Origin of the sequence: Dyadobacter sediminis (assembly GCF_005860765.1) — a bacterium.
Lineage (GTDB): Bacteria > Bacteroidota > Bacteroidia > Cytophagales > Spirosomataceae > Dyadobacter > Dyadobacter sediminis.
In genome coordinates this window covers 46,637-52,636 of sequence record NZ_VCEI01000033.1, presented here as the reverse complement: position 1 = coordinate 52,636, position 6,000 = coordinate 46,637, and the positions used below count along the sequence as shown (strand labels likewise).

The 6,000-nt window shown below is 44.3% G+C and carries 8 protein-coding genes and 1 pseudogene; 4 read left to right on the top strand and 5 right to left on the bottom strand.

What is annotated here, in order from left to right; all coding sequences use genetic code 11:
- Nucleotides 1–576: 576 nt before the first annotated feature.
- Entirely contained in the window at nt 577–939 is a 363-nt protein-coding gene (locus FEM55_RS24800) for a recombinase family protein (RefSeq protein WP_138284307.1), read from the bottom strand.
- Nucleotides 940–1,097: 158 nt separating this feature from the next.
- Here FEM55_RS24800 and FEM55_RS24795 point away from each other — a divergent pair, with 158 nt between their 5' ends.
- The 3 genes and pseudogenes from FEM55_RS24795 (at nt 1,098) to FEM55_RS24790 (ending at nt 3,014) form a co-directional block, all read left to right on the top strand.
- Nucleotides 1,098–1,496: a nitrogen regulation protein NR(II) gene (locus FEM55_RS24795; protein WP_138284304.1), complete on the top strand. Its 399-nt coding sequence runs from the start codon at nt 1,098–1,100 to the stop codon at nt 1,494–1,496.
- Nucleotides 1,497–1,514: 18 nt separating this feature from the next.
- Nucleotides 1,515–1,802 (top strand): annotated as a pseudogene (locus FEM55_RS25350) (PAS domain-containing protein); the annotation flags it as partial.
- On the top strand, nt 1,800–3,014 hold the full coding sequence (locus FEM55_RS24790; RefSeq protein ID WP_308420239.1) for a PAS domain-containing sensor histidine kinase: 1,215 nt from the start codon (nt 1,800–1,802) through the stop codon (nt 3,012–3,014). The pseudogene FEM55_RS25350 and the gene FEM55_RS24790, both read left to right, overlap by 3 nt.
- 81 nt (nt 3,015–3,095) lie before the next feature.
- On the opposite strand, the gene FEM55_RS24785 is transcribed toward FEM55_RS24790, so the two are convergent.
- From FEM55_RS24785 to FEM55_RS24770, 4 genes are all read right to left on the bottom strand, one after another.
- Nucleotides 3,096–3,548 carry a response regulator gene (locus FEM55_RS24785; RefSeq protein WP_138284296.1) on the bottom strand — a complete coding sequence of 151 codons (453 nt, stop codon included), beginning with the start codon at nt 3,546–3,548 and terminating at the stop codon, nt 3,096–3,098.
- An 81-nt stretch (nt 3,549–3,629) separates the two neighbouring features.
- Nucleotides 3,630–4,022 (bottom strand): response regulator, encoded by a 393-nt coding sequence (locus tag FEM55_RS24780; protein WP_138284292.1) that lies wholly within the window; start codon nt 4,020–4,022, stop codon nt 3,630–3,632.
- Between the two features lie 165 nt (nt 4,023–4,187).
- Nucleotides 4,188–4,403: a hypothetical protein gene (locus FEM55_RS24775; RefSeq protein ID WP_138284288.1), complete on the bottom strand. Its 216-nt coding sequence runs from the start codon at nt 4,401–4,403 to the stop codon at nt 4,188–4,190.
- A gap of 342 nt (nt 4,404–4,745) precedes the next feature.
- Nucleotides 4,746–5,627: a diacylglycerol/lipid kinase family protein gene (locus FEM55_RS24770; RefSeq protein WP_138284285.1), complete on the bottom strand. Its 882-nt coding sequence runs from the start codon at nt 5,625–5,627 to the stop codon at nt 4,746–4,748.
- 19 nt (nt 5,628–5,646) lie between these two features.
- Between FEM55_RS24770 and FEM55_RS25080 the strand changes: the two genes are divergently transcribed.
- Complete coding sequence (locus tag FEM55_RS25080) at nt 5,647–5,799, top strand: hypothetical protein (protein WP_171036655.1); 153 nt, start codon at nt 5,647–5,649, stop codon at nt 5,797–5,799.
- Nucleotides 5,800–6,000 lie beyond the last annotated feature (201 nt).

Sequence of the window (6,000 nt, the reverse complement as noted above, 5' to 3'; positions counted from 1 at the left end):
TTGGATAGATATCATTTCAGAGCGCACCAGGGAATAGATCGAAAAAAGCCTGCAGAGCTGTTTGAAATGTGCGCCTAAAACAACTAACAAACCTAAATTAGTGGTCTAACATAATCGAGGTATCATAAACTGCTTCCCAAATTCCATAAGGTGTGGAAAGTGATATAGTTTATGTAAGACCTTTTCTTAGGCCAAATTATATTTGTCGGCAACAATAATTTTATAAGATGGTATACTTCTAATGCTAACTGTCGCCATACTAATTTTAGAATGATTGCTGTGAATTTAAAGAATGTTATGCACGAAGACTTCAGAATTAAAAAACTGTGGTATAAGTATGAATATTTATGTAGAAGTTCTGATGCAGCCTTCAATCTCAATTCCTTCGTGCCTTAAGTAATTATACAGCGTTGCCTTAATCCCAATTCTAAGCTGCTCACAAATTTGCTTCGTTGTATATTTTTTGCTTGTATACAGTGTTGCAGCAAGGCCAGCTAGCTCCTTAGACTTTTTAGTTAAAACCTTTGGCCTACCACCCACGCGACCCCTGGCGCGTGGGTGGTAGGCCAAAGTCCGCTAGATTAAAGTTTCTTTTTCATTCTCTGCAAAGATCCAACTAAGCATATACCAAAGCCGGTCCATTTTGGTGGTAGTATCAATATCTTCTGAAATACTCTGGAAATCCACGCCCATTTCTTTCCATTCCAACATCATCTTGATTAACTCATAAGTCGTTCTTCCGAGACGATCAATTCTCCATACAACGATTACGTCTCCTTTACGAAGCTCGGAAATCATCTTGATATATTCAGATCTATGTATGGAAACACCTGAGATCTTTTCATGACAAATTTTCTCACAACCTGCTTTCTTGATGGAGTCCAATTGTAAATCCTGATTCTGCTCAGTCTTCAAAACCCGAATGTATCCAATCACCATTCCAAATAGTACAGTTTAACGTGGTTGTTTGCATTATATAGTAAATAGTTTTGGTGTACCACTAAAATGAAATTTCAAATTGGTAAATATGGCTATTTTCAGGACTAAATGGGAGGAAAGATTATGAGGCCCGAGAGTACAGTTATACCACCGTATTTTTGAAGAGATTCATAGCTGGCTGGTGCTGGATGAACCTGCGGGCCAAAAGCGCTAATTCGGCATTTTACAGGTTCTTTGCGACAGAGGCCGAGAAGACCGAAGGCCAGCTGATTTACGAACTAGGCAACCGAAGGCTTGACTTTGCTGAATTCCGCGAGCTGCTGCACCAGGTAGCTGTGCAAAATTCAGAAGTCAAGGGCCTTGAAACAAGTGTCAGGGTTTCGCCTGCCGAGCAGCGGACCATGGTTATCCATGCCCACAAGTTGACTTTGCACCAAAAGCAAATCATACTTTTAGGATTTGAGGATATTACCGGTTACCGTCGTGAGCAGCAACTTTTAAAGGAGCGTAAACAGTGGTTTGAAGGGCTGGTCGACAATGCGCCGGTCATGATGTGAGTTTGCCAAGCCGATGGGAAGATCAATTTTCTCAACAAGGCCTGGATCCAGTATACCGGGCAGGTATTTAAAGAAGGTGAGAGCGATTTTTACAATGTCATCCATCCGGCAGACCTTGAAAGCTACCAGGATACTTTTAACGAAAACTTTCCCCGGCAAAGTGAATATAGCATTGAGTACCGCCTGAGAAGAAGCGATGGCGACTACCGGTGGATGTTAGAAAACGCCAAACCCATGTTTTCTTTTGAGGGCAGCTTTACAGGCTTCACCGGCAGCAGCGTCGATATCCATCTGCAAAAAACAATGGCCCAGCAGCTCATCCGACATGTCGATGAAAAGACCCTTGAGCTCAAACTGGCCAATCAGGAACTGACCGAAACAGCTAACAGCTTACAGGCAGTCCTGGACAGCTCACCCGCTTCGATTGCTTTCTTTAAAGCAGTAGAAGCCCAAAAAGAACAGCCTGTTGATTTTACCCTGGTGATCTGCAACCAGAAGTTTTCCAGTGATTTTAGTAAGCCCGCATCTGAACTGGCCGGCATGCCCGCATCCAGTCTCTTTCCTTTTGAATATCAACAGCAGATGAAGCAGGTTTACGCCACAAGCATGCCCTTCTATGCAGAGCACTTGCTGGATGGCCACCCCAAGTGGCTGGCCACTGCCATGACCAGACGTGACCATGGGATCGCCATTACAGAGCTGGACATCACCCTGCACAAAGAAGCGGGCATCCAGCAACAGAGGCTGATGCAGCAGCTTGAAAGCTCCAATGAGATGGTGCAGTCGCTGGCCACTATGAAAGAGTACGTACAGCAGCGCGGCGCGTTTTTAAGGACTTCCTTCCATGATCTGCGCGGTAGCTTCGGGGTCATTGTCGGGGCAACAATGCTTTTAAACGATATGGACACCCAGCAGGAAAAGGACAAAGTCCTGGATATGATGCAGCGGAACCTGATCCAGGTATCGCATATGATGAACCAGATGCTGGACTACTCCCGGCTGGAATCAGGCGAAGAAAAATTGCACCCTGTACATTTCGATGCAGGTGCGCTGCTGACCGAGCTTTGTGACGGATCGCAGCCATTGGCACAAGAAAAAGGCCTTTATCTTCATTTTGAAGGACCTGGTAGCCTTGACGTGGAAGGTGACCAGGTCAAAATCAGGCGTATTGCCCAAAACCTGGTCCTGAATGCTTTAAAATATACGCTCCAAGGCGGGGTAAATGTAAAATGGCGCTCCATTGAGGGTGATCACGATGCTTTGCCGCAGTGGGAATTTGTCATTTCTGACACCGGGCCGGGCTTGCCCGCGCCGCTGCTTGCCAAGATTAACGGTGAAATTCAGTATATGGGTTCCGAAAGCCCGGTAACCCAGGCGAATACAGATGGCCATGGGGAAGGTATCGGGCTATTTATCGTCAAAAAGCTGTGTGAGCTGCTGAAAGCACAAATGCGCGTCAGCAGTCAGGATGGTGCTGGAACCAGGTTCCATATTGTCATTCCCCTATCATATGTGTAACACTTAAACGCCGCTCCACAAAATATAATGTTAAGTCCCTTTTCTCAGCCATTCTGGCATTGAGGATACCTATTTTGAGCCTTATACTTCTGGTCTAACCATGCCGTCGGAAGCCACGTTATTAGGATGCAGGCACATACGCCAATATCCCAGAATAAGTTGTAGGTTCTCTTTAAACTGCTGAAAGCCCGTGGCTTTCCTGTAAAATCCCTGGATCGTGCCTGCATATGCCTGGTTTATTAAAGCCGGATTGTCAGAGGTACTCAAAAAAACAAAAGGGATTGCTTTCTTTTTGAGCACTGGGTCGGATTCGATCCTTTCACGGAGCTCGAGTCCGTTCATAACAGGCATATTGATATCACAAAGGATTAAGAAAGGCTGTTCTTTGCTATCAAGCAGATACCTATAAGCCTGCTGACCGTTTGAAAAGAAGAGACATTGGTTTTTCACGCCAAGCTCTGAGAGAGATTGTTTGACCAAAAACTGATCATCATCATCGTCTTCTACAACGATGATGGGACCGGATTGTGACATGTTAAAGTTGCATGGTGAATAATAGGTGCAAATTACAAAGAAACATTAATTTCCCAGATCAATTGTGAGACGTTTATGACTTCAGGATAAAGATAGCACCTGCTTTATTTGATCAGCCAAAAGCCCAATCGACGCTTGCTTTTGTATAATTTTAAAAATGCCCCGCGAATTCAGCCAGTCTGCCTGGTATGCTGGGTCTGCTCCTGAAAGAATAATAATTTGGGCAGTGCTTATACTTTGATGGCTTTTTAGCAAATCCAGGCTCTCTTTTACCGTGGCAGCACCCAACTGCAAGTCAAGAAAAATATAGTCAGGAACGGGCTCTTGTCCCAAATCCACCCTTTGTATAGCCTGCTGGCAGCCGGGCGACAACCAGCAATGAGACGTCGTACCCAATTGGGTAAAAGCGGCCTGGAAAAACATCCCGTCATCATCATCATCATCAATTACCAGGCAAATAAAATTTCGCGCCATCTTTATAATTAAACAAATGAATGTGCAAAATAACTATGCCACTTATAATTTGTTTGCGGGTGGCCGATGCCGGAGAATACGACTATTCAGAAAAGGTAGATTTTTAAACCTTTAACCTTGATCAAATCTTCAAAGATGGCGATGGCGCTGAGATTTGGATATAGCTCATCCACATCCCGCCAACTTGCTACATAAAACCCGCGGTGCTTTTTGCGCTGGGCCGGCATTCTGGCGGCGTGGCCGACAAGGCCGTTGATTGAACAGCATCAGGGAAAAACCATTTAAAAGTTTTGGGAAGATACCTGCCGCTGTTTTCGGGATATATGAACCTAATTGATTGATATTAAAATCCCTACCTGCCCATTGGCTGACCTGCTGCATGACTTTCTCATTAGCCTGATTGATCTTCTCAGGATTTTTGAGAATGCCTTCAATTTTAGAGTAAGCCAGATCAATTGAGAACTATATAGGCGCCAACAATGCAGATCAGAAAAGGCGCCATAAATAGCAAAGCTGTCGCGGTCTGGTGGTTGTAAGGTAATTAAACCATTTGCGGCTCAATACATTTAAAGTCAGTGCCAAAAAAAACCCTGGAAAAAACGGAAATAGTTGCCAGCCAACCACAATCGCAAGGGCTGCGATCATGACCAGGAAAGCTACCTGCCTAAGATGGTTGTTAAATTCTGTCATAGTCAATCAGAGTCTTTTAAGCTGACAAATATTTCAAATTAAAAATGTGAACACCCCCGCATCGACTGCTACGCTCAGATCAATGGGCTTTCCCATATCAATAACCTGATCGTCAACATGCAAGCTGGTATCCTCAAAGTGAATGTCGACTTTGGCAGCATTTAACGATTTGAAAGCGAAGTCGGGCTCGATGCCATTTATTTTACGCTCAATCGCAGCCAGCAGCTCACTTCTCTGATCTTCCTGGATTAACACAACATTTAGCATCCCGTCGGACGCATCAGCTTTTGGGGAAAAGATGATGTTGGGCCCAATCGAGCAAATGTTCATCATCTCGATCCATATGAATTTGCCGCTATACTGCTTTTGATCCACGATAATGCTTGCTTCTTTGGCTTGATAAGTAGCCACTACTTCTCCCAGCTGGGCAAGGGTAAATTTAAGCTTATCCTGTGGCCGCAACTGCTTTTTGCTGCTCTTCATTCTCTTGATTAGCTCAGTGAAAGCCCCAAAACCAATCGATTCAAAACAAACACTGCTGACATCGCCACTAGTCCTGACAAGGTCGAATTGTTTAGCCTCGGCGGCTTCCCAGCCCTCTATCTGCTTAGGTAGTTCTGCTTTTATGTCGAGTGATTTAGAAATATTATTGGCCGTTCCCAAAGGAAAAACAACAACAGGAATTTTGTTGGCTAGCTTTCTCGTTTTTAATCTTTTCAAAACTTTGCCGACCGTGCCATCTCCACCGGCGGCCACTATCAGGTCGGTATCTTTTTTGAAATTTTTATAGCCTTTCTTTTTGGTTGAATAATAGCGGCACTCATATCCGTGTCTTTCGATCAGGGCAACAAGCTCTTTTTTGGAATGCGCCTGGTCGCCTGCTTTGGGATTATGGAATACGGTAACTGATTTCATAAAATTCAATTGGGTTAATATGGATAATTGCAGCGGCTCAGCAAGATTTCAGGAATGGTCGGCTTATAATGTCAGGGCCGCAAACAGCCAGATGCTGGCTTCTGCCCGGTCGTGCGACTCCAAAAACAATCGTTCCATGCTGGCACAGAAACCTTCTTTCAAAGGAAGATAAGTTATGACAGTAGCAATAATAGAGATCATTTTAAGGATAGCAGCCATCCTTGGCGGTGCTTTTACAGTTCTGTCGAAGCTGTTTGGAAGACACGACTCATTCGCGTAAAACGGAAAGGACCGATGTATGAATAGAATTTAATAACCTGATAAGGAGGATTTAAAAAGAATTAGGGAAACGCTAGATAAATAATGCCAGCAA